This window comes from Mesorhizobium sp. M7A.F.Ca.US.005.03.2.1 (assembly GCF_003997795.1).
GTDB classification, from domain to species: Bacteria; Pseudomonadota; Alphaproteobacteria; order Rhizobiales; family Rhizobiaceae; genus Mesorhizobium; species Mesorhizobium ciceri.
The window spans coordinates 1-752 of the sequence record NZ_RZRP01001456.1 but is presented as its reverse complement, the minus strand read 5'-3'; the positions used below and the strand labels follow the sequence as shown (position 1 = coordinate 752).

Sequence of the window (752 nt, the reverse complement as noted above, 5' to 3'; positions counted from 1 at the left end):
CTCGACAATTCCTGTCGCAGGTGCTGGGTCATTGATTGGAAGCAACGATCCGGGACGTGTCGGACGGCACGCCCTCAGCTAACTCGGGTAGATCAATGACCGATCCCGCCACCGCGCTGCACGAGATTCTCGGGCCGAAAGGCTGGCTTTCGGGCCGGGATGCCGAGCCCTACCGGCGCGATTGGCTCAATCGCTACGGCGTCGCACCTCTGGGCGTTGCCAGGCCCGCGAATACGCCGGAGGTTGCCAGTGTCGTCAAACTATGTCGCGAGGCCGGACTGGCAGTCGTGCCACAAGGCGGAAACACCGGGCTTTGCGGCGCCGCCGTCGCCGAGCAGCCCAATGCGGTGATCGTCTCGCTGTCACGCATGACGGCGATCGGGAAGCCGGATCTGGAAAGCGGATCGATCGTCGTCGAGGCGGGTGTCGTGCTGGCAACGCTGCACGAGGCGCTGGAGCCGCATGGGCTGATGTTTCCAATGCATCTGGGCGCAGAAGGCAGCGCCAGGATCGGCGGCCTGATCGGCACCAATGCGGGCGGCAGCCAGGCTTTCCGATACGGCATGATGCAGGATCTCGTCCTGGGTCTCGAAGTCGTGACGCCTGATGGCGGGATTTGGGACGGACTGCGCGCGGTGCAGAAGGACAATGCCGGCTATCAACTGCGCAAGCTGTTCTGTGGCGCTGAGGGCACGCTCGGCATCGTCACGCGCGCGATCCTGCGGCTCTGCCCCAAGCCTCGGCAGCAAGCG

General features: G+C 65.0%; 1 protein-coding gene. It reads left to right on the top strand.

The annotated features are described in order from the left end of the window. Positions 1 to 95: 95 nt before the first annotated feature. A partial coding sequence (locus tag EN991_RS38455; RefSeq protein WP_164769774.1) for an FAD-binding oxidoreductase occupies positions 96 to 752 on the top strand: 657 nt, incomplete at its 3' end.